Origin of the sequence: Nitrincola sp. A-D6 (assembly GCF_000764495.1) — a bacterium.
Classification (GTDB): domain Bacteria; phylum Pseudomonadota; class Gammaproteobacteria; order Pseudomonadales; family Balneatricaceae; genus Nitrincola.
Map to the genome: position 1 here is coordinate 1 of NZ_JRLB01000001.1, position 20,899 is coordinate 20,899.

Below are 20,899 nucleotides of genomic sequence, written 5' to 3' on the forward strand. Positions count from 1 at the left end.
GGAGCTCGCTCCGCGAGCGAATAAGCCCCAAATATACCCCCCCCTGTAGGAGCTCGCTCCGCGAGCGAATAAACCCAAAACATGCCCTCTTGTGGGAGCTCGCTCCGCGAGCGAACCGAATCGCCCGGAGACCGGGCTCCCACAGACCAGGCTCCTAAAATAAAACAACTCTCTTTTGCACTAAAATTGAACATTTACACAGTTTTTTGTGTATTTTTGGGGCGTTCTAAGCTAAGTTTTATCAAGGCTATAGCCTTTTAATAAGTAGAAGCGCGTTAAACGCTCGGATTTATCTGTGTCTGCTGGCAAAAACCTTTTGCTGGCTCAGAAATTGCAGTCTCTCCCGTGCGTTGATGCGTAACTACGTTTCATAGGTTGCGTAAAACAAAAAACAACATTCATGGGAGAAACTACATGAAGAAGATTGCAACATTCGTTGGCGCTGCATTGGCAGTGACGGCAGCGGCTAGCGTAAATGCAAGTACCCTGGACACAGTTAAAGAACGTGGTGCGGTGCAGTGTGGTGTCAGTGATGGCTTGCCAGGCTTTTCAGCAACTGACAGCGATGGTCGTTGGCAGGGTATTGATGCCGATTTCTGCCGTGCGGTTGCTGCGGCTGTGCTCGGTGATGCCGAAAAAGTCAATTTTGTATCACTGACAGCGACAGAGCGTTTCACTGCTCTGCAGTCAGGTGAAATCGACATGCTCTCACGTAACACTACCTGGACACTCACTCGTGATGCCTCTCTCGGTCTGAACTTCGCTGGTGTCACCTACTATGATGGTCAGGGTTTCCTGGTCAAAAAAGATCTGGGTGTCAGCAGTGCACTTGAGCTGGATGGTGCGTCAGTGTGTATCTCTTCCGGTACCACCACCGAGCTGAATCTGGCAGATTACTTTCGCTTTAAAGGCATGAGTTATGAGCCAGTACTCTATGATACAGCCGATCAAACGGCTCAGGCTTTGAAGCCGGTCGTTGTGATATTCTGACTTCAGATCAGTCTCAGCTGTACGCGCTGCGTCTGCAGTTGTCTGATCCTGATGGTGCGATGGTACTGCCGGAAGTTATTTCCAAAGAACCTCTCGGACCTGTGGTTCGTCAAGGTGATGATGTCTGGTTCAATATTGTGAAATGGACCTTGTCTGCACAGCTCAATGCTGAAGAGCTGGGTGTTACCAGCGCCAATGCTGAAGAGATGAAAGCCTCAGATAACCCATCCATCCAGCGTTTACTGGGCACATCCGGCAATATGGGTGAACTGCTGCAGCTAAGCAACGATTGGGCTTACAACGTTATTGAGCAGGTGGGTAACTACGGTGAAGTGTTTGAGCGCACAGTAGGTACAGGCTCACCACTTAACATCGAACGTGGCTTGAATGCTCTCTGGACTGACGGTGGTCTGCAATACGCTCCACCTGTTCGCTAACGTCCACTTCTGAGTGAACAGTCCGGGTTATGGGGTTATCCACTCCATAACCCGTTCAGAGTCTGGTATCTGACAGACATTTTCAGGCTGTGTACAGAGGCGTATACATTTCATGAAATCAAATAACCGCAATAGCCTTACCCGCCTTATCTATAACCCGACAGCTCGCAGTCTGTTTTATCAGGCCGTGATACTTGGGTTATTGCTCTGGTTTATGATGAACATTGTTGGCAATGTTATGACCAACCTTGAAGTCCGGGGGATATCATCCGGGTTTGGCTTTTTGAAGCAACCGGCTGGGTTTGGTATCTCGCAAACACTGATTGAATATAATGAAACTTTCAGTTTTGGGCGTACCTTTTTTGTTGGCTTGCTGAATACTTTGTTGGTATCAGCACTGGGTGTAGTCGCGGCTACTATCCTGGGTGTTTTTGTCGGTGTAAGCCGTATTTCTCCTAACTGGTTGCTACGAAAAATCTCGATGGTATACATCGAAATTCTTCGTAACATCCCGTTGTTGCTACAGATTTTTTTCTGGTACTACGTGGTGTTGCAAACCCTGCCAAGTACACGAAACAGCCTGGCTTTGGGCGAAGCTGTGTTCCTGAATATACGTGGCATTTTCGTTCCCAGACCCATGGCAGAAACAGGCTTTGCCTTTTATGTGGGTTTGATCATCGCGGCTATAGTCGGTGTGATTTTCCTGTCACGCTGGGCGAAAAAGCGCATGATCGATACAGGCCAACAGTTTCCAGTATTCTGGGCTTCGGCCGGTATTTTGCTGGCGACTGTGATCCTGGGCTTTTTTATCACTGGACGTCCAATCGGGCTCAATTATCCCGAGCTACGTGGCTTTAATTTTACTGGCGGTATGTCGTTGCTGCCTGAGCTGGTTGCGCTTTGGTTTGCACTAACCATTTATACCAGCACCTATATCGGTGAAATTGTCAGGTCGGGTATAGAATCTGTTTCGCACGGTCAGACTGAGGCTTGCAGGGCGTTAGGTTTGCAAGAAAAACACCGTATGAACCTGGTAGTGCTACCCCAGGCGATGCGTGTAATGATTCCCCCCATGACCAGTCAGTATTTGAATCTGACGAAAAACTCTTCACTGGCTACCGCAATCGGTTACCCCGACCTGGTATCGGTATTTGCTGGAACAACCCTGAACCAGACCGGGCAGGCGATAGAAATTATCACCATGACCATGCTGGTTTACCTGACGATCAGTTTGCTGGTATCGGCCTTTATGAACTGGTTCAACAAACGTGTTGCTCTGGTGGAGAGATAAAATGGATAAATTTATGCCTATTGCTGACCGTCCGGCGCCTCTCGTTGAAGTGGGACTGGTTGGCTGGCTACGCAAGAACCTGTTTTCAAGCCTGCCCAACACCCTGGTCACAATCTTTACAGCCTATTTACTTTGGGCTGTGCTGGGGCCTTTTCTGAGTTGGGCATTTATCAATGCAGACTGGTTTGGTACCTCACGCGAAGATTGTTCCAGTGATGGCGCTTGCTGGGTTTTTATAACCGTTCGCTTCAACCTGTTTATGTATGGTTTTTATCCGGAGGATAGTTACTGGCGGCCGAACCTGGCTTTTATTCTGCTGCTGGCTATTCTGGTTTGGATGTCTGTGCCGCGACTGCCGTTCAAGAAAATTATCGGTATTCTTGCGCTGACTGTCTATCCGGTTTTGGCCTACACGCTGCTCTATGGCGGTTTCGGGCTGGAGGTTGTTTCGACCCATCGCTGGGGTGGGTTGATGCTGACGCTGGTACTGGCCTTGATCGGTATAGTTGTGGCAATCCCGATCGGTATTCTGCTGGCACTGGGGCGTCGCAGTGAGATGCCTGTGATCAAAATGGTCTGCGTGATTTTTATTGAGTTCTGGCGCGGTGTGCCTTTGATCACCATTCTGTTTATGGCGTCAGTGATGTTGCCGCTGTTCTTTGCCGGTGGCACGGATGCTGACAAGCTCATGCGAGCCTTGATCGGTATCGTGATGTTCCAGTCAGCCTATATGGCTGAAGTGGTCCGTGGTGGTCTGCAGGCACTGAGTAAAGGGCAGTTTGAAGGCGCTGATGCACTGGGTCTGAGCTACTGGCAGAAAACCAGTCTGGTGGTGCTGCCTCAAGCGCTGAAAATCATGATTCCGGGCATAGTGAATACGTTGATTTCACTGTTCAAGGATACCAGCCTGATAGTTATCATCGGCCTGCTGGATGTGCTAGGTATGGTGCAACAGGCTCTTTCCGATCCTGCCTGGCTGGGCTATCCGGCGGAAGGCTATCTGTTTGCAGCCTTCATGTTCTGGATCTTTTGCTTCAGCATGTCGCGCTACAGTGTCTATTTGGAAAATCACCTCAATACCGGCCATAGAAATTAACTGGAGTTCTGGTCAATGACGAACGAACAAGACTATATCATTACCCTGAAAGACGTAAATAAATGGTACGGTGAGTTTCATGTGCTGAAGGACATTAATCTGCATGTGAAACAGGGGGAGAAAATTGTCATCTGCGGGCCTTCAGGTTCCGGCAAATCCACCATGATCCGTTGTATCAATCATCTTGAGGAGCATCAGGAAGGCGACATAGTTGTCGATGGCGTACTGCTCAATAATGACCTGAAAAACATCAGCCAGGTGCGTAAAGAAGTGGGGATGGTGTTTCAACACTTTAACCTGTTTCCGCATTTGACTGTATTGCAGAACTGCACGCTGGCGCCTATGTGGGTGCGAAAAATGCCGAAGAAGGAAGCTGAAGAGATAGCAATGAACTATCTGGAGCGGGTTAAAATTCCGGATCAGGCACTTAAGTACCCAGGGCAGCTTTCTGGTGGTCAGCAGCAGCGTGTGGCAATTGCCGCAGTCTGTGTATGAACCCGAGAGTGATGCTATTCGATGAGCCGACCTCCGCACTCGACCCGGAAATGATCAAGGAAGTACTCGATGTTATGGTGGAGTTGGCCGGTGAAGGCATGACAATGCTCTGTGTAACCCATGAAATGGCTTTGCCAAGAAAGTGGCTGATCGGGTTATTTTCATGGATGCCGGGCAGATAGTGGAAGAGAATGAACCCCAATCCTTCTTTAACAATCCACAGTCAGAGCGTACCAAGCTGTTCCTCAGTCAGGTGCTTGACCACTAACACACTATGCTGGCGCGGCAGCTGCTGCGCCAGCAGGTGTTACTACCTCCCCTCCCGTTCTTGCTACACAGCACCAATTACCTGTCCCTTGCGTAGATTACCTTGTATAAGGTTAATATTTGTAAAGACGTGGCTGGATTGAACCTGCAATCCTGACTTCAGGTTTATACTGGTAAATTGAATAAACCAATCAGATGATAAGGAGTAGATATAGCGTGCATTTGGCTAAGTTCTGGTTTTTGTTGCTCTGTGCTCTGCTGTTGCACGGGTGTGACCAACAGTCGGTGCAGGGTAATCAATCAACGCGTATGGAGCGTGCGCACCTGGTAGAGTTACACCAGGTGACAGAAGAAGCCGTGAAGCTGGATAGAGTCAGAACCGGCACTCTGCGGGCTAGTGTAAAGTATCGTGTGTTTATTCAGGAAGAAGGTCAGATTGCTGATTTTCCCTGGTATCCCGGTGATCAGGTTCTCCAGGGCGATCTGCTGATTGCGCTGGATGATAGCCTGTTGCGATCGCAGATTGCCCGCAGTCGAGCAGAGCTGCAGCGGGCTGAGCGTGATCTTGAGCGTGTGCGCTCACTGTCGCAGCGTAATCTGATTTCTACAGAAGAACTGCAGCGCCGTGAAACGGAGCTGGAAATTGCACGCTCTGAACTGGCTTTACTAACAACGCGTCTGGGTTTTACGCGTATCTCAGCCCCCTTTTCCGGTGTGGTGACTGAGCGTTTATCTGAACCAGGCAATTTCGCTGCTAAAAACACCCACCTGCTCACCTTGATTGATCCGGCGTCATTAGTGATTGATGTACACTTGTCCGAGCAGGTGATCACCCATCTGCAGTTGGGTGACAAAGTAAGTATCGTTTTGGACGCTCTGGGCCCGCAGGATTTTGCTGGCAAAGTTGCCCGCATCTATCCCGAAATTGATCCATTGACGCGCCGTGGACAGATAGAAATTCAGCCTGATCCTGTTCCGGCCGGGGCGCTTCCTGGGCAGTTAGCACGTGTCAGCCTGTCGGCAAGTCTGCAAGCACGTATGATGATTCCGTTTTCGGCTTTACGCTATGATCAGGGTGAATATGTGTATCTGATGAATGCCCGGCAGCGTATTGAAAAGCGTCAGGTGGTTACCGGTGTACGAGTGTCTGACCGTATCGAAGTATTGAGTGGCCTCGAAGCGGGTGATCAGATTGTTATTCGCGGTTTTATGGGTTTAGCAGAAGGTAAAACTGTTCAGCCTGTGATCCCGTTAACTGAGCGGGAAACCTGAGATGGAACCAACCCCCATGAGTCCTTCTGTGCAGCGCCATGGCACCGGGTTGGCCGGGTGGTCGATCAAGCATCCGGTCGGTGTGACGATGATTGCACTGGCAGTCATAGTGGTAGGGCTATTCTCGCTTAGTCGCCTGTCTGTTGATTTGTTACCTCGGCTGATTTATCCGGAGATCAGTGTCCGTATCAGTGATCCAGGGGTACCAGCGCTGGTTATGGAAGATCGCATCACCCGCTTTGTTGAAGAGCAGTTGGCCATCACTGAGGATATGATCAATATCCAGTCCAGTACCAGTCAGGGGCGTAGCAGCGTTGACCTGATTTTTCCTTATGGCAAGGATATAGATACCGCATTGAGAGATGCCAGCACCCGTTTGGATCGGGCGCGTCGCTTGTTACCCGATACAATTGATCAGCCCACTATATTTAAGCGCGATCCTTCACAGATACCGGTAATGCAATATGCTATCAGCTCAGGCTTACGCAGCCCGGTTGAACTGCGTAGCTGGGTTGAAGATGTGTTTTCCAAGTGGTTTATCAACCTGCCTGGCGTTGCCGCAGCCGAAGTCGGTGGCGGGCTGGAGCGTGAAATACAGATCCTGCCGGATCCGCTCAGGCTGGCTGGTCTGGGTCTGGATGTAGACGATCTGGTTGAGGCGTTACTGCGTAACCATCGTGAAGATCCATCCGGGCGTTTGCGTACGCAAGAACAAGAGATTAGTGGCCGCATCAGTGGTCGTTTTGAAAGTGTCGAGGCGCTAGCTGGACTGTCGATTACACTGCCTGATGGAGGGCAGGTGTCACTGGATGAAGTGGCGCAGATTCTGGATACCCATAAAGATGAGCGTCTGCGTATCCGTGCCAATGGTATTCCGGCACTGCAGCTATCAATTCAGAGCCAGCCGGATGCCAATACTATTTCAGTAGCTAACTATGTGCAGGAGCGTATGCGCTGGCTTAGTGATCAGGGCTTGTTGCCAGCCGATATAGATATCTACCCGATAACCGATCAATCGATTTATGTGCGTCAGGCGTTGAATAACTCCGTGTTGGCTGTGGTTAGTGGTGCCTTGCTGGCGATGTCGGTGGTGTATGTGTTTCTGGGAAATCTGCGGCGAACCTGATCATCGGTAGTGCCATTCCTATCGCGGTGATGGTGACCTTTGTGCTGATGGGGCTGGGTAATCTTACCCTGAACATAATGACGCTGGGAGGGTTGGCACTGGGTGTCGGTATGCTGGTGGATAACACCATCGTGATGCTGGAAAATATTTACCGGCATCAGCGTGAGGGGAGTCCAGTCATGAGGATGCTGCCAATGCCGCTGCTGAGGTCAATAGTGCGATACTGGCATCCACTTCCACCAATCTGGCAGCGATTTTGCCTTTCCTGTTTGTGGGTGCCTGGTAGGGCTGCTGTTCAGAGAACTGATCATTACTATATCGGCGGCGGTTGTGGCCTCTATGGTGATTGCACTGACACTGGTGCCGGCGCTTGCTTCGAGGGTGTTAACCAGTAAAACCAGTCGTTTCCGTCAAGTGATCGACCGCTTTATTGCCGCGTTGCAGTCCGGCTACGCCAGTTTAATCAGTAAGGTGCTTAAATTTCGTTGGCCTGTGCCGTTGGTGTTTATTCTATTATTGGTGGTTAGTGCACCCACCTTTATCAGTGGAGCGCAAACCTTCCTGCCAACACTGGATGATGGGCAGGTGGATCTTCGTGTGATTGGTGATCCGGATATTACCCTGGATGAAATGGACCGGCGGGTGCTGATTGTTGAGCAGCTGGCCCGACAGAATCCTGATGTTGACAGCGTGTTCGTGGTATCAGGCGGGTTTGTCTGGGGGCGTGCTTCACGGGAGGCAGCCAACCAGGCGAGCATGACGGTGCAGTTAAAATCACTCTCTGAGCGGCAGATCAGTTCGCAACAATGGATTAACCGCATGAACCAGCAGATTGCGGAACAACAGTTGGCGGGTATTCAGGTACGTATGCGTCAGCGTGGCATCCGTGGAATACGCACCAGCACCAGTGATGATGATATCAGTGTACGCATACAGGGGCCTGAGCTGGAGATATTGGATAACCTGGCACGCGAAACGGTGACACGGCTTGAATCTTTGCCGGGTATTCAAAATCTGGGCTATTCATCTGAAGAAGAAGTGCTGGAACTGGACTTCAAGGTGGATCGACAACGTGCAGCGGCATTGGGTGTGGATGTACAGGATGTCAATGAAGCGCTGATCATGGCCCTGGAAGGTCGGGTTGTAACCGATTTCTATGAGGGCGGACGTGGCTATGATATCCGCGTAAAACTACCGGAGCACCTGGCGCAGGATGTGCAGGATCTTGAGTCAGTGATGCTGTTTCCTGGCTCCGATAGTCGACAGTCTTTGTATCTGGGTGATCTGGTTGAAGTGGATTTGACCAAGGCTCCGGGGAATATTCTCCGCGACAGCCAAATGCGTATTGTGGAGATCTCAGCTTCTCTGGTGGATGGTTATCCATTGGCTGAGGTGTTGGACGCTATCGAGTTGGCACTCGCAGATATGTCCTTACCTGATGGTTACAGTCGTTTTGATGGTGGTGCAGCTAAAACCCTGGAGGAGGGTCAGAAGCTCACCGGGATTCTGTTGCTATTGGCATTATTTCTGGTGTTTGTGGTGATGGCCGTACAGTATGAATCCTTGCGAAATCCATTGGTTATTATTCTGAGTGTGCCTTTCAGTGCCATCGGTGTTGCCGCTGGTTTAACCTTGCTGGGTATGCCCTTATCCATGCCGGTCTGGTTGGGAATGATTATGCTGGCGGGCATAGTCGTGAATAATGCCATCGTCCTCGTAGAGTATATTGAGCTGCAGCAGGACCGGGGTATGCACAGGGACGCAGCGATCATAGCTGCCGCCCGGCTGCGCTTGCGGCCAATTCTGATGACTACGCTGACCACGGTTGCGGGCATGTTGCCATTGGCGATAGGGATAGGTGAGGGTTCAGAAATGCTGCAACCACTGGCGGTAGCGATTGTATTTGGACTGAGCTTCTCCATGCTGGTAGGACTGCTGTTAGTGCCGGTTATCTACTCCTATCTGCATCCGTCTGTACGTAAGGCTCAACGGTTCAGTCAGGCTGAGCCTTATGCAGCAGGTTAGCGATAGAAAATTAACCCGACACAGGTGGCAGCAATGATCACTGTGATGCCAAAGCGCACCCAGGGAAAGGCTGTGGGTGCCGGAAGCAGCTTATGCTGATCCACTGCTGAATCGTGGATGGATTTGCGGCCGGTAAACATCGCCTTGACCAGTCCTTCGCCGAAAAACTTATGCACAGCAATGGCCAGCAGATGCAGTCCGACCAAAATCAGAATCCAATCAAAAAAACGCTTGTGCCAGCTACTCATCCAGCGCACCGTATCCTGGTCAGCTGAGCTGGCCAGGGGGCCTGAAAAGAGTATGTCATCATCGGTAAATAACCCGGTGAATAACTGAAAGCTTAAGGCACCCAGTAATATCAAAACCATCAGCCCCCCAGAGGGTTATGCCCGAGATAGGCTTGAGGTTGGCGACGCAGGATAGACAAAGCATAACAGCCCCAGCTTTTGGGACCCGTGATAAATCGACTGAACCGGGCAGCCGGTGTGCCGATAAACCCCCAGATAACACGGTAGATCAGTAGCCCTAACAGAATCTGTGCTAGCAGCATATGATGCTCTAAGGCGTCAAAAATCTCGCTTTGAGTGGCAGAAAACCATAACAAAAATAGTAAAACTGGCAAGCTCCAGTGAAAAATGCGTAAGCTCCAGTCCCAGACCTTCACGGAAGTTTCCATTCCATTATCCTTAGGTTAAATGCAGACAAGTTCATATAGGCTGACACTATATCATAGTGAAAAGTTTAATCGGCAGACGCATTTGTGGTCGTTTCGCTTAACGCGTATTATGACCCCTATATTAAGCCAGTCAGAAGTTTCTTTGCGCATGCCCAAAACGCCGCAAGTCTTGCCAAAATCGACCGCTGTCAATCTGATGTTGATGCTGCTGGGTGTGTTGATACTCCTGTCACTGTACCTGTTTCATCGCTCGGCCTCTGAGTCTTATGAGCAAAGACAACTGGAGCGTGTCGAGCAATCGGTGAAATCAATTTCTCTGACACAGCGTGAACTGGTCAATGCCCGGTTACAGGAAATTGACCGTAGCTTGCTAACGTTTCGGCGCTTATGGCAACAAAGAGATGAAGCTGAAGAGGATCTGCGTTCCTATATGCTGTCCAAACAGCAGGAAACGCCAGAGTTACTGGATTATTTTCTGCTGGATAAGCAGGGACAGATGCAGATATTGACCTTCGACCAGCCAGCCCCCGACATTTCTGATCGTGATTATTTTCGCATACATCAGCAGCAACAGATTGATCAAGCCTACCTTTCAGCGCCCGCTATGTCTCGTTTAGAACCCAGTCGTTTGTTTATTGCCTTAAGTCGGCCAGTGCTTAGTTCTCAAGGTGACTTTGAAGGGGTCATCGTTGCCGCAATCGATGTCTACCAACTGGCTGAAGAGCTGGGGCATATTACCCGGCAATCCGGGTTGACTACGGCCTTGATCACCCTGGAGGGTGAGCTGATCTACCGTATGCCGCTAATTGACCTGCAACCTGGCCTGATGGTTGCGCCAGTGATGCAGTGGCAGGGCAATCCACCTGACAATTATACCTATAGGGGATTAGCACCTATTGATGGTAAGTGGCGTCAGACGGCTTACCAAAGACTGGATGACTGGTCTTTGCTGGTGGTTGTGACGCAGGATCTGGATCCAATACTGGCCGATATTAATCGCTTTCAACGCAGTGAAACCTACAAATTTATCGCCATGGCATTGCTGGTGTTACTGAGTTTGTTATTTTGTGGCTGGATGGTGCAGCGCCAGCGGCGTCTGGATCAATACGTGGTTGAGCAAGATAAGTTACATCATGCGCGTCTGCAGGAAGTACAGCAGTTAGCACATTTGGGTTATTGGGAAGCTTATATACAGACCGGTGAACTTTGGTGGTCGGATATTATCTATGAGATTTTTGGACAGGACCCGCAAACATTTGTGCCCAGTGTGGAGTCCTTTAGCGAAGCCGTTCACCCGGACGACCGTGAAGCCGTTTTTGCCAGCGCCAAGGCAGCGGAACAGCTCGGTGTACATGATATACAGCATCGGATTATCAGGCCGGATGGCAGCGTGCGCTGGGTACATGAGCGCGCCCGGTTGGAGCTGGATGATACAGGTCAACCTCAGCGCCTGATAGGTTCAGTTCACGATATTACTGCACAGAAACAGCATGAAGAGGCTATACGACGCCAAGCTGAAGCCTTGCAGGCTTCGAATGAAGAGTTGGAACAGTTTGCCTATATTGCTTCACACGATTTACGTCAGCCCCTGCGCATGATTATCAGCTTTTCTCAGGTGATTGATAAAAAACTGGGCGATGACTGTTCCGATGAGATTCGTGAATACCTGAGTTATGTCACAGAAGGTGGCCAACGCCTGGATGATATGCTGCTGTCATTGCTTGAGTATTCCCGTGTTGGTCGTGGAGGTGAGCCTGCCATCTGTTGCTCATTGAAAACGCTGCTGGATGAAGCTTTAATTTACCTGGGACCCGAAGTACGCAAACATGATGCCACTATCCATATAGAGGGCGAATGGCCCTCTATATGGATCAGTCGCAATGAAGGCGTTCGACTATTGCAGAATCTGATTGCTAACGCGATCAAGTTTCATGAACCAGAGACGCCGCCTGTGGTCACCCTGACGGGACGCTGTCTGGATGGTGTATGGGAAGGTTCTGTTTGTGATCAGGGTATTGGAATTGAGGCCGACCAGATTGAACGTATATTTAAAGTGTTTCAGCGCCTGAACCCACGTTCCAGCTATGCCGGTGAAGGCATAGGTTTATCGGTTTGTCGGAAAATAGTGCAGCGTCACGGCGGCGAAATTCGTGCGAGTTCAGATGGCCCTGGTAAAGGCACCTGTATCCTGTTTTCTCTGCCTTGGTCACCTTCTGAGGAATCAAACCGTGCTTGATGCTGACTCTGAATCACGGCCAAAACCCTGTCATAACGTGTTGTTGGTAGAAGATGAACCCGGTGATGTGGCATTGATACGCCTGTATTTGCAGGAGAAAAGTATGGATGCTTTCTCGCTGGAGGTAGTTGGAAGCCTTGCCGAAGCAACACAATTACTGGATCAGAGCCGCAGTTTACCCGATGTGATTCTTCTGGATCTAAACCTGCCGGATAGCGAGGGGATGGTTACGCTGTTGAGCATGCGTGAGAAGAGCATGGATATTCCTATCGTCGTACTGACCGGTATTGATGATACCCGTTGGATACAGACAGCACTGAGGTCTGGTGCGCAGGATTATCTGGTCAAAGGCACCGATGGCCGGGCACTGCGGAAAGCTCTGCGCTACGCTATCGTTCGCCATGAACGGGATCAGACCGCGCGATTATCTGAAGCAGTTTTTAATATTACCGATACCGGTATTATGATGCTTGATCGGCAGTTTTTGATCCACCAGTATAATCCAGCCTTTTTGCGTCTGACTGGCATGCAGCAGACTAACGCTGTTGGGCAAACACCTCACAGCCTGCCTTGTGAGTTTCAAGTGCTAGGTAGTTGGGATTTGCTGCTGCAGGAGCTTCAAGATAAAGGTGCCTGTGCGGATGAGCTGCATTGCCATAAAGCCGACTCTATGGATCGTGTATTGTCCATGCGTGCGCATGCCGTATATACCTCTGATGGGTATATTTCTGGTTATGTGATGGTTTTTGAGGATATTACCGAGCGAAAAAAAGCTCAGGAGGCACTGGCTTACCAAGCTACACATGACGGTTTAACTGGTCTGCCGAACAGAACACTGTTCTATGATCGGCTAAATCAGGCCATCACAGCCGCGGAGCGTTATGCAACCGCGTTTGCACTGATGTATATCGACCTGGATGCATTTAAACCCGTCAATGACACCCTGGGCCATGCTGCGGGCGATCAGGTTCTTGTGGAAGTGGCCAGACGGATTCAGAGTGTGGTACGCCAGTCTGATACCGTGGCACGCTTGTCTGGTGATGAGTTCGCCGTCATTGCCGGTTATTGTGATGATGCGGAAATAGCCTTTGCCGTAGCTGAAAAGATACAACAGTCACTGCAATTACCCGTGAGCCTGCCTCAGGGAACCGTTAACATCAGTGCCAGTATTGGCATTTCCTGTTGCCCCGCTCATGCCCAGGATGCGCATTATCTGGTAAAAGCGGCTGATGAGGCCATGTATCAAGCCAAACGCTTGGGCCAGGGTATTTGTGTTTACGCAACAGAAAGCTAGATCTGCACTCTTTAGAACGTGTTTTAGCTGCTATGCTTTATTTTAGTGCAATAACTGTCCAGAGATAGGCGCTAAGCACACGAAAAGCTGGCATACGGATTGCTGTAATTCTGACTAACTGGTCAGTTTTTGCTGTTGTGTTAAAAAATACCTGTTCTGCTGGCCACCTGTTAACTATTTTACTGCCCCACAGTGGACTATGCCCTTCTATAGGATAAGCATTTGTTTACATCAGGCTGAAGGATGACTTTATGAATGCAGGCAAACGTTTTACGCTTAAAAAGCTCGCAACCCTTTGCACAGTGGCCGCTTGTTTGAGCTTACAGCCACTGATCGCAACCGATGTACAGGCGTCTACCCCGATCAATTTTACCCTGGACTGGCGTTTTGAAGGGCCCTCGGCGCCTTTTCTAATGGCGCTGGACAAGGGGTATTTCGCTGAAGAAGGTCTTAGCGTTACCATCGACTCAGGTAATGGCTCAGCGGGTGCGGTCACCCGGGTAGCTACGGGCGCCTATGATATGGGTCTGGCAGACTTTAGCGCCTTGGTGGAATACAGTGCGGCTAACCCGGATGCAGGCATGCAAGCGGTGTATATGCTTTACAACCACACACCGGCCGCTGTGTTTACCCTGAAAGAGTCAGGTATTGATACCCCGGCTGACTTGGCAGGCAAAACCCTGGCGGCGCCGGTTTTTGATGCAGGTCGCAAGGCCTGGCCCGCCTTTGCTGCACACAATGGTTTAGCCGTTGATTCTGTATCCTGGCAAAGTGTTGATCCGGCGATCCGTGAGACCTTACTCGCACGTCGTCAGGTTGATGGTATAACCGGGTTTTACTTTACCAGTTTGTTGAACCTGGAAGCGCGTGGCTTGCCCTGGATGAGATTACCGTGATGCCTTATTCAGAGTTTGGTGTTGAACTCTATGGCAACGCGATTATCGCCAGTGAGGCGTTGTTGGCCGAAAACCCAGAGGCGGTTGCTGGTTTCAATCGGGCTTTCAATAAGGCGCTGATCGAAACGATTCAGGACCCTGAGGCAGCTGTAAAACACGTTTCCAGTCGGGATGGCCTGGTCGATGAAGCCCTGGAGTTGCGCCGACTTAAACTCGCTCTTGATGCACAGGTCATCACCGAAGAAACCCTGGCTGAAGGGCTGGGAGCCGTGACCCTTGAGCGCCTGGAGCAGTCCATTGCTGAAGCCGTCAGCTCCTTTGGGCTGGAGTCCACACCGGAGGCTGCCAAATTATTTAATGCCTCTCTTTTACCAGAGCAGAGCAGTCGTGCTGTTCCTCGTTGATTAATTCACTTGCCCGGCCTTGAGCCGGGCAAGTCCCGCCGTGTTGTTGAGGATGCTCTATGGAGTTTGTAACCTTTGAAAAGGTGAGTCTGGCCTATGATGAGGGTGGGCCGTTGGCGATCCAGGATGTTTCACTCTCTGTGAAAAAGAATGAGTTTATCGCCGTAGTAGGGCCTTCCGGTTGTGGTAAATCAACGCTGATGAAGCTGGTTTCAGGACTCTCTGAACCCACTTCCGGTTATGTGTATCTGGATGGCCGTCAGGTTGTCGGGCCACAAAAGTGTATTGGTATGGCGTTTCAGGCATCCAATCTATTACCTTGGCGCACCACCTTACAAAACGTCATGTTGCCACTGGAAATTGTGCAGCCTTACCGCTCACAGTTGCGCCGCCAGCGTAAGTCCTTTGAAGAGATGGCGCGGGCTCTGCTGGAACGTGTCGGCCTGAAGGGTTGGGAAGACAAGTATCCCTGGGAGCTTTCGGGGGGTATGCAGCAGCGGGCATCCATCTGCCGTGCGCTGATTCACAAGCCGGAACTGTTGATGCTGGATGAGCCCTTTGGTGCGCTGGATGCCTTTACCCGGGAAGAGCTCTGGTGCATGTTGCAGTCACTCTGGCAAGAGGAACCCTTTACCGTCGTACTGGTGACGCATGATCTGCGTGAAGCGGTCTTTCTGGCAGATACCGTCTATGTCATGAGCAAGGGGCCAGGGAAGATAATGGCCCGGCGTGAAGTGGACCTGCCGCGTCCGCGCTCATTGGAAGATACTTATACTGAGAGCTTTGCGTCTCAGGTACATGAATTACGTGACCATATAGGTTCGATACGCAAGACCTGATAACGGAGGCCTGTATGGCATTTAATCGTCGCAAGTTCATGATCAAGAATGCCAGCTGGATGTTGATACTGGTCCTGCTGTTATTATGGGAAATTATCTGTGTTGGGCTGAATGTACCAGAATACCTGTTTCCGGCACCTACGGCTGTGTGGGATGCGGGTGTGGCACGCTGGGAGCCCATCATGATGCATGCCTGGCAAACCTTCTTCACCACACTGGTTGGTTTTGCTATAGCGGTGGTGGTTGGGGTAGTTCTGGGTGTGGCTGTGGGAACTTATCCAATTGTGTATAAAGCACTTTATCCGCTTTTGGTTGGCTTTAACAGCATACCTAAGGTAGCTTTTGTGCCCGTGCTGGTGGTGTGGTTTGGTATAGGTACCGTTCCCGCAATACTGACGGCATTTTTAATCTCTTTCTTTCCTGTGCTGGTGAATGTGGCCACAGGCCTGGCAACGCTGGAGCCGGAGCTTGAGGATGTGATGCGCTCACTGGGAGCCTCTAAATTGGATATTCTGCGCAAGGTGGGTCTGCCAAGAGCCTTGCCGTATTTCTTCGCTTCACTGAAAGTGGCCATTACCCTGGCGTTTGTCGGTTCGGTTATCTCTGAAACGGTGGCGTCGAATATGGGCATAGGTTACTTGATGATGGCCGCCAGTTCATCCATGGATATGGCGCTGGTCTTTGCTGGTTTGATCGTGATTGGTGTCATGGGTGTCGTCATGTACGAAATCTTTGCCTGGATGGAAAAGCGTTTCACACGCTGGGCTAATCGTGGCAGTAACAGTGCCGCCATGTAAATGACCGGGTACCGGGTGCAGTGTTTGATCCGGTACTCAATTTGCACACAGATAGCGCAAGTTCTCCCCATTATGGTGCTAGCTCCTTGGCATCTTACGGCGTAATGGCTTACTGCCTGCCTTTTTTTCAGTAATCCATGGCATTCTTAATATCTATATATTTCATAAGTTTATAATGTATTTCTAACTCTTCGCCAGCCGCTGGAGGAGTGGTTTTTATTCATTCTGTTGCTTGTATCTATTGTTTGGCATGATTTCTGCTTTTAAAAACCTGACTAGGTAGTCAACTTTTTTTGGGTGAGCAGAGAGGTTAATAAATGAAAAAGGCAAATAAACTGTTAGCTGTTTCAGCGATGGCTTTAACGGCAGGGGTCGTAAGCGGGCAGGCGCAGGCCTTTAATTGGTCTGATACTTTTATCGGGTATCGCTATGGTACAGAGTTTACCGAGCCTGGAAACACCAATGAGATTAGAAAACATGTACTGACCCTGGGTCATGCCAGCGGCTATGACTATGGCCAGAACTTTTTTAATCTGGATATGCTGCAGTCAGATAAGAAGGATTCAGCTTCAGGTAGTGACTCAGGCGCCACCGAGTTTTACCTCACCTACCGGCATCAACTCTATATCAGTAAATTACTGGATGCTGACCTGAGTTTCGGTCCGGTTAAAGATGTCAGCCTAACGGCTGGGTTTGATTTGAACACTAAAAATACAACCTTCGCGCCCAGAAAGCGCATGTTTGTGGTTGGCCCGACTTTTAAAATGGATGTCCCTGGGTTTTTAGATGTGAGCCTGTTGGCTGCCTATGAAACAAACCACTGCGGTTTGCCTGCCTGTGGTGCAGCTGGAAATACCAATGATATCGACTTTGATCCCTATTATTTGATGAATATTGCCTGGGGTATTCCCTTCGAAATAGGTGGAGCACCTTTGCGCTTTCAGGGTTTTGCAAACTTCATCACCAGCAAGGGCGATAACAACTTCGGTAATGAAACCAAACCGGAAACATTGATTCGGCCAGCCTTGATGCTAGATGTCGGGCGCTATGTGTTGGGTCGTGATAATACCTTGCGTGTGGGTGTGGGTTACGAGTACTGGCGCAATAAGTTTGGTAATCCCAGTGGACCTGGCATAGATACAGATGCCTGGACACTCAATGCCCAGTGGCACTTCTAAAAAGAGGGTACTGATATGAACAGTGATTTACTCTATCCGCTTGACTCAAGGCCAGGAGTCAAAGCCTCAACCTTCGCGGCCATTCAACATGTACTTGCCAGCTTTGTTGGCATTATCACACCAACCTTAATCATCGGCGGGGTGTTGGGCCTGGGTGAGCATCTACCTTACCTGATCAGTATGGCCTTGTTTGTCTCCGGTGTGGGCACTTTTATCCAGGCGCGACGTGCCTGGGGAATCGGTGCCGGGATGATTTGTGTTCAAGGTACCAGTTTTGCCTTTTTAAGCGCCATACTGGCGGCTGGATTTATCGCCAAGGGTAAAGGTGGTGGGCCAGAAGAGATTCTGGCCTTGATTACCGGGGTGTGTTTTTTGGGTGCATTTATTGAGATTTTTATCAGTCAGATTTTGCACAAACTCAAGCGTATTCTGACGCCTCTGGTAACCGGTATTGTTATTACCATTATCGGCATCAGCCTGATTCGTGTGGGCATGACCGATCTTGCCGGAGGGGTTAACGCATCGGACTTTGGCAGTGTTGCCAACCTGGCATTAGGTGGCTTTGTACTGGTTACCATCATTATGCTGAATCGATCTTCTAACCCCTGGATCAGACTGTCTTCGATTGTCATAGGCCTGGTTGCCGGGTACTTAATTGCCGCCGTTATGGGGCAGATCAGCTTTGCACATCTGTCCGATGTGAGTCTGTTGACTATCCCTATCCCCTTTCAATACGGTTTTGCGTTTGATTTTGGTGCATTTTTTCCGGTGGCGTTAATCTATCTGGTGACGGCTATCGAAACCAGTGGCGATATTACCGCCAACTGCATCATCTCCAAGCAGCCGATTAAGGGGGAAGAGTATGTTAAGCGTATTCGTGGCGGGGTATTGGCGGATGGTATTAACTCCATGATTGCGGCTGTGTTTCATACCTTTCCCAATACCACCTTCAGCCAGAATAATGGTGTTATTCAGTTGACCGGTGTGGCCAGTCGTCATATTGGTTACTATGTGGCCGTCATTTTGATGATTTTAGGCCTGTTTCCTATCATTGGTGCGGTACTGCAACAGATTCCCAAGCCGGTTCTGGGTGGAGCAACCCTGGTGATGTTTGGAACAGTAGCCGCTGCCGGGGTTAAAATTCTGGCAAACGCAACCCTGGATCGTCGCAGTTTACTGATTATGGCCGCTTCTTTTGGCATCGGCCTGGGTGTTTCGATGACGCCGGACCTGTTGGCAGAAATGCCGGATATGGTACGCAATATTTTCGGATCATCAGTGACCTCGGGTGGTTTGACTGCCATAGTGTTGAGTTTGATTTTGCCTGAAGAAACGCCGGCTACTGAAACGACCCCTGAACCGGAGCTAGAGCAGCCTTCAGCCAACGTGACATGAGAATAACAGCATGACCCGACTTATGTGGATTAAACAGCCGCTGGCAATACATACCAATACCCATGCTGATGGCGCAGGTGGACTGGTAGTCGATATGGTTCAGGGAGTGATCCACGAGGTATTGGCTTTAGGTGAGCGGCCTAACTTGCCTGTGAGTCGGTATTTGATGCCAGGCAGCATGTTGTGCTGCCTGGCTTGATCAACACACACCATCATTTTTACCAGACGCTGACACGTGCATTGCCTGCGGCGCTGAATAAACCTTTGTTTCCCTGGCTGAAGACACTCTATCCAATCTGGGCCGGGCTGGATGAGTCGATGTTATTTACGGCGACGGAGTTGGCCCTGTCTGAGTTGCTGCTATCCGGGTGTACCACGGCCGCTGACCATCACTATGTATTTCCTGATCAACTAACCCATGCCATAGATATACAAGTGGATGCCGCTGCACAATCAGGCATGAGAGTCACACTAACGAGAGGTTCCATGAGTCTTGGCGTTGCCGATGGAGGGCTACCGCCACAAAGTGTGGTGCAGCAGGAAACGCAGATTCTGGAAGACAGCCTCCGATTGATCAAACGCTTTCACGACCCGGCTGTGGGCTCAAAACGGCAAATTGCTCTTGCGCCCTGCTCACCCTTTTCGGTAACCAGTGAGTTGATGAGTGAGTCTGCGAAACTGGCCCAACAGTATGCTGTCAGGTTGCACACGCACCTTGCCGAAACGCTGGATGAAGAGGCTTTTTGTCTGCAGCATTTCGGCATGCGTACTGTGGACTATCTTGAGCATGTTGGCTGGTTATCTGATCATACCTGGTTGGCCCACGGTATACATTTCAATCCGGAGGAAATACAACGTCTGGGGAAAGCTAAAACAGGAATTTGTCATTGTCCTTCTTCAAACATGGTGTTGGCTTCCGGTATCTGTCCAGTGAAAGATCTGGAAGCGGCGGGTGTGCCCGTAGGGCTCGGTGTGGATGGCTCAGCATCCAACGATTGCTCCAACCTGATGATGGAAGTTCGGCAGGCGATGTATCTGCAGCGTCTTAAATACGGTGCTGAGGCGGTTTCTCACAAGGATGCGCTAGGCTGGGCAACCCAGGCTCGGCACGATTGTTAGGGCGCCAGGATTTGGGGGTTCGTCGAGGCAGGTATGCAAGCTGACCTGGCGTTGTTTCGTTTGGATGAGTTGCGCTTTTCCGGTAGCCATGATCCTTTGGCGGCGTTGGTGTTATGTGGGGCACAGCGGGCGGATCGAGTGATGGTGGCTGGCAGGTGGCTGGTTGAAAACGCGACCTTGGTGAATACGGATGAAGCTCGGCTACGTGGAGAGCATCAGCAACAGGCTGAGCGTTTGGTGCGGCGACTATAAAAATATCCGGCCAGGCACAAGGTCCCTCTGCCTCTGGTCAACTGGTCAGGCGGTAAAGTTGGTGTGATCCTTCCCGGCACCAAAGTTCAATATTAGCCTCAGGTGTATTATACTGCCGGGCCTATAGAGCCACACCAGCCCTTCCGGAGAGCAGCCTTTTGCTATTCAATATTGAATCCCATCAACACGACAAACCGGTCGGTAGAATTCGTAAGCAAAATGAAACGCTGATAATTCGTGCCGCTGAGGTTGAGTTTGCAGAAAGGGGGTATGCTGCGCCAGCATGAATGCGATTGCTCAACGGGCCGGGCTTCCCAAGGCTAATATTCATTATTACTTTAAGAACAAAATGGGCCTTTATGTTGCCGTCTTAAGTAATATTATTGATATTTGGGATGCAAGTCTGAGTGACTTCACCGAGGATGATGATCCCGCAAAGGTGTTGCCTGAATACATTCGTCAGAAAATCGCGTTTGCCCGCGAGTATAGTTTAGCGTCCCGAATTTTTGCCGCTGAGATTATTAGCGGTGCAAGTAATATGAAGGCCTATTTCAGTGATGACTATCATGTCTGGTTTGAAGGCCGCGTTGCGGTGTTCAGAAAGTGGATAGAGCAGGGCAAAATTGATGCGATCACACCGGAACATCTGTTGTTTATGATCTGGTCAACCACACAGCATTACTCAGACTTTTCTGTGCAAATATCAGCCGCATTAAATAAACAGACGCCGGATGACGCAGACTATGATGCGGCAACTGAAACCTTGATCCATGTGATATTGAAAGGCTGCGGCGTTATTAAATAACACCACAGT

Annotated in this window: 18 protein-coding genes and 3 pseudogenes; 19 read left to right on the plus strand and 2 right to left on the minus strand. The window is 50.1% G+C overall.

Annotated elements, in window-relative coordinates; genetic code table 11:
* The first annotated feature begins 414 nt into the window (after positions 1–414).
* From LH51_RS00005 to LH51_RS23215, 7 genes and pseudogenes are all read left to right on the plus strand, one after another.
* Positions 415–1,427 (plus strand): annotated as a pseudogene (locus tag LH51_RS00005) (amino acid ABC transporter substrate-binding protein).
* A gap of 112 nt (positions 1,428–1,539) precedes the next feature.
* Positions 1,540–2,718, plus strand: a complete 1,179-nt coding sequence (locus LH51_RS00010; protein ID WP_036518546.1) for an amino acid ABC transporter permease — start codon at positions 1,540–1,542, stop codon at positions 2,716–2,718.
* A gap of 1 nt (position 2,719) precedes the next feature.
* Positions 2,720–3,814 (plus strand): amino acid ABC transporter permease, encoded by a 1,095-nt coding sequence (locus LH51_RS00015; protein WP_036518549.1) that lies wholly within the window; start codon positions 2,720–2,722, stop codon positions 3,812–3,814.
* A gap of 15 nt (positions 3,815–3,829) precedes the next feature.
* Positions 3,830–4,577, plus strand: a pseudogene (locus LH51_RS00020) (amino acid ABC transporter ATP-binding protein).
* Between the two features lie 215 nt (positions 4,578–4,792).
* Complete coding sequence (locus tag LH51_RS00025; RefSeq protein ID WP_036518552.1) at positions 4,793–5,848, plus strand: efflux RND transporter periplasmic adaptor subunit; 1,056 nt, start codon at positions 4,793–4,795, stop codon at positions 5,846–5,848.
* Positions 5,849–5,936: 88 nt separating this feature from the next.
* Positions 5,937–7,369: pseudogene (locus LH51_RS23210) on the plus strand (efflux RND transporter permease subunit).
* Positions 7,314–8,999, plus strand: coding sequence for an efflux RND transporter permease subunit (locus LH51_RS23215; protein WP_200881803.1), 1,686 nt, complete (start codon positions 7,314–7,316; stop codon positions 8,997–8,999). Before LH51_RS23210 ends, LH51_RS23215 begins: the two are co-directional and overlap by 56 nt.
* Here LH51_RS23215 and LH51_RS20985 read toward each other — a convergent pair.
* Positions 8,996–9,367, minus strand: coding sequence for a cytochrome b/b6 domain-containing protein (locus LH51_RS20985; protein ID WP_052063290.1), 372 nt, complete (start codon positions 9,365–9,367; stop codon positions 8,996–8,998). The genes LH51_RS23215 and LH51_RS20985 overlap by 4 nt on opposite strands.
* On the minus strand, positions 9,367–9,675 hold the full coding sequence (locus LH51_RS20990) for a cytochrome b/b6 domain-containing protein (protein WP_052063291.1): 309 nt from the start codon (positions 9,673–9,675) through the stop codon (positions 9,367–9,369). The genes LH51_RS20985 and LH51_RS20990 overlap by 1 nt, the downstream gene beginning before the upstream one ends.
* A gap of 109 nt (positions 9,676–9,784) precedes the next feature.
* Here LH51_RS20990 and LH51_RS18570 point away from each other — a divergent pair, with 109 nt between their 5' ends.
* From LH51_RS18570 to LH51_RS00080, 12 genes are all read left to right on the plus strand, one after another.
* Positions 9,785–11,911: an ATP-binding protein gene (locus tag LH51_RS18570; RefSeq protein WP_160173656.1), complete on the plus strand. Its 2,127-nt coding sequence runs from the start codon at positions 9,785–9,787 to the stop codon at positions 11,909–11,911.
* The gene (locus LH51_RS00045) at positions 11,904–13,205 is read left to right on the plus strand and encodes a diguanylate cyclase domain-containing protein (RefSeq protein ID WP_052063293.1); all 1,302 of its coding nucleotides are present in this window, start codon (positions 11,904–11,906) and stop codon (positions 13,203–13,205) included. Before LH51_RS18570 ends, LH51_RS00045 begins: the two co-directional genes overlap by 8 nt.
* Before the next feature lie 251 nt (positions 13,206–13,456).
* Positions 13,457–14,101: an ABC transporter substrate-binding protein gene (locus LH51_RS23220; RefSeq protein WP_268746493.1), complete on the plus strand. Its 645-nt coding sequence runs from the start codon at positions 13,457–13,459 to the stop codon at positions 14,099–14,101.
* Positions 14,101–14,505, plus strand: a complete 405-nt coding sequence (locus tag LH51_RS23225) for an ABC transporter substrate-binding protein (RefSeq protein ID WP_268746494.1) — start codon at positions 14,101–14,103, stop codon at positions 14,503–14,505. The genes LH51_RS23220 and LH51_RS23225 overlap by 1 nt, the downstream gene beginning before the upstream one ends.
* 59 nt (positions 14,506–14,564) lie before the next feature.
* Positions 14,565–15,344, plus strand: a complete 780-nt coding sequence (locus tag LH51_RS00055) for an ABC transporter ATP-binding protein (RefSeq protein WP_036518555.1) — start codon at positions 14,565–14,567, stop codon at positions 15,342–15,344.
* A 14-nt stretch (positions 15,345–15,358) separates the two neighbouring features.
* The gene (locus LH51_RS00060) at positions 15,359–16,141 is read left to right on the plus strand and encodes an ABC transporter permease (protein WP_036518558.1); all 783 of its coding nucleotides are present in this window, start codon (positions 15,359–15,361) and stop codon (positions 16,139–16,141) included.
* Between the two features lie 317 nt (positions 16,142–16,458).
* A complete protein-coding gene (locus LH51_RS00065; RefSeq protein ID WP_052063294.1) occupies positions 16,459–17,319 on the plus strand; it encodes an outer membrane protein OmpK in 861 nt (286 codons plus the stop codon).
* A gap of 15 nt (positions 17,320–17,334) precedes the next feature.
* Positions 17,335–18,714 (plus strand): uracil-xanthine permease family protein, encoded by a 1,380-nt coding sequence (locus LH51_RS00070; RefSeq protein ID WP_036518562.1) that lies wholly within the window; start codon positions 17,335–17,337, stop codon positions 18,712–18,714.
* Between the two features lie 10 nt (positions 18,715–18,724).
* Positions 18,725–18,913 carry a hypothetical protein gene (locus tag LH51_RS23795; RefSeq protein WP_327123813.1) on the plus strand — a complete coding sequence of 63 codons (189 nt, stop codon included), beginning with the start codon at positions 18,725–18,727 and terminating at the stop codon, positions 18,911–18,913.
* Entirely contained in the window at positions 18,898–19,833 is a 936-nt protein-coding gene (locus LH51_RS00075; protein WP_327123815.1) for an 8-oxoguanine deaminase, read from the plus strand. The genes LH51_RS23795 and LH51_RS00075 overlap by 16 nt, the downstream gene beginning before the upstream one ends.
* 33 nt (positions 19,834–19,866) lie before the next feature.
* A complete protein-coding gene (locus tag LH51_RS23800; protein ID WP_327123817.1) occupies positions 19,867–20,085 on the plus strand; it encodes a hypothetical protein in 219 nt (72 codons plus the stop codon).
* A gap of 283 nt (positions 20,086–20,368) precedes the next feature.
* The gene (locus tag LH51_RS00080; protein WP_235263336.1) at positions 20,369–20,890 is read left to right on the plus strand and encodes a TetR family transcriptional regulator C-terminal domain-containing protein; all 522 of its coding nucleotides are present in this window, start codon (positions 20,369–20,371) and stop codon (positions 20,888–20,890) included.
* Positions 20,891–20,899 lie beyond the last annotated feature (9 nt).